Source organism: Methylobacterium variabile, assembly GCF_001043975.1.
GTDB lineage: Bacteria > Pseudomonadota > Alphaproteobacteria > Rhizobiales > Beijerinckiaceae > Methylobacterium > Methylobacterium variabile.
This window is the reverse complement of the sequence record NZ_LABY01000392.1, coordinates 1-1,846: the sequence shown is the minus strand read 5'-3', so window position 1 is coordinate 1,846 and position 1,846 is coordinate 1. Positions and strand designations below refer to the sequence as shown.

The window sequence follows — 1,846 nt, the reverse complement described above, 5'->3', positions numbered from 1 at the left end:
TGCAAGGCAAGCCCGAACGGGCGCCGGCGCTGATGCGCCGGACGCCTTCGCATCGACGTGTCGATGCGAAGGCGCGAGGGTATGAGAGGGGCAGGCCTCGAGGAGACATGCGCCTCCACCCGGGTTCATGCTCACGGAGCGGATCGTGAACATCGGCCTCTCCCCGCCCGCGGGGAGAGGGGAGGCCCGTGCCTGTTCCGGAAGCGGGCGGGTCAGATCACGCCCGCCCACTGCCCTCAGCGGTCCAGGACCGCCCGGTCGTTCTTGGCCACCAGGGCCCTGAAGTACGGGTTCAGCTCGTTCTCCGACAGGCCGAAGGCCTGGGCGAACTGCATGATGAGCTGCTGCTCGCCCGGCTCGGCCTCGCCGTCGGCCATGGCGCTGTCGATCATGTTGAGGATGATGCAGAGCTTCTGGTCCGGGCGCAGGCGGGGGGCGGTGTCGGCCAGGAACTGGGCCGGCTGGGTGGCACGGGCGTAGCGCACGGCGGATTCGAGCTGCTGGCGCGTGGCGTTGCGGCCGAGCACCGACATCAGGTGGCCGACCTCCTCCGGGTCGATCTCGCCGTCGGCGCTCATGCAGTAGATCAGCGAGACCGCGAGGCAGTTCCTCGGCGTGAGGTCGAACGAGGTCTGCGACTTGAACATGTTGAACATCGTCAGGGGCCCTTGGCAAGGTGTTCTGGCAAGGTGCTGAATCGGTCCGTCAGCGCAGGCGATCGATTACCGCAAGGCCGGAGCGATGTCGATTATCCGATCCGTCGCCGCGCGCCAGTATTTTTACGCGGACCGGCGTTCCCTTTGCCGGCTGAAACTCCCATATAATGGCCCGATTGACTGAAATACGTTTGGTCAGCGAGTTTAATCCCACCGGAATGCTCGAACTTGCGGATTGGGAGGGGCGGCACCCGCGCAGCCGACGACGCCCTTCGATCGCCGCAGCCGGAGCGCAGCCGAAGCGCCGAAGCCAGCATATCACCAGGACCATCGGCGATCTTTCTCATGTTTCACCGGGAATGAAGTCGTATTTTCTCCGCCATGACGCCATCATAGCAATCCCAACTCCCGCTATACGTTCATTTAAAATCTCATTTCATTGACTGATCTCGACGCCGGCCGCATCGTAGCGGCATCGAGCACGGGGGCCGCCCTGCCCCGGCCGTGCCGTAGCCTCTCGGACCATCGGATCGACCCCCATGACGCGACCGCGCCTCGTCGGCTTCTCCGCGAACATCCAGCGGCCCTCGAAGACCCGCACCCTGGTGGAGGCGATCGCCGCCGAGGCGGCCGTGCGGCTGCCGGTCGAGGTCCGGATCTTCGACATCGTCGATGCGGGTCCGGGCCTCGGCGGCGCCCTCTCCCGCGACCAGCTCTCCCTGCCGGCCCGCCGCATCGTCGAGGCGATCGAGGAGGCGGACGCCCTCGTGGTCGGCACCCCTGTCTACAAGGGTGCCTATACGGGCCTGTTCAAGCACCTGTTCGACCTCGTGGCGCCCGAGGCCCTGGCCGGCAAGCCGGTGGCGCTCGCCGCCACCGGCGGCGGCCCGCGCCACGCCCTGGTGGTGGAGCACGCGCTGCGCCCGCTCTTCGGCTTCTTCACCGCCCTCACGGTGCCGACCGCCGTCTACGCCTCCGATCCCGATTTTCGCGAGGGCGGCCTCGAGTCCGGGGCAATCCGCCAGCGGGTGGCGGAGGCCGGCGGCCAGCTCGCAGGCCTGGCCGGCGCCCGCGCGGCCGCCGCGGTCGCGCCGCTCGCCCGCACGGCCGGGGGCGCCCGATGATCGACCGCCGCACGCTCCTCGCGGCGGCGCTGGCCGGTGCCGCCCTGCCGGCCCGGGCCGCGCCGG

General features: G+C 69.0%; 2 protein-coding genes. One reads left to right on the top strand and one right to left on the bottom strand.

Features of this window, described 5'->3' with window-relative positions; genetic code table 11:
• Positions 1–236: 236 nt before the first annotated feature.
• Positions 237–647, bottom strand: coding sequence for a tellurite resistance TerB family protein (locus VQ02_RS33370; protein WP_245239929.1), 411 nt, complete (start codon positions 645–647; stop codon positions 237–239).
• Positions 648–1,195: 548 nt separating this feature from the next.
• On the opposite strand from VQ02_RS33370, the gene msuE reads away from it, so the two are divergent.
• Positions 1,196–1,780, top strand: coding sequence for an FMN reductase (msuE, locus tag VQ02_RS33365; RefSeq protein WP_048448574.1), 585 nt, complete (start codon positions 1,196–1,198; stop codon positions 1,778–1,780).
• Positions 1,781–1,846 lie beyond the last annotated feature (66 nt).

Coding starts and splice junctions, on each gene's coding strand:
- VQ02_RS33370 (WP_245239929.1), bottom strand. CDS start 647: ATGTTCAAGTCGCAGACCTCGTTCGACCTCACGCCGAGGAACTGCCTC.
- msuE (WP_048448574.1), top strand. CDS start 1,196: ATGACGCGACCGCGCCTCGTCGGCTTCTCCGCGAACATCCAGCGGCCC.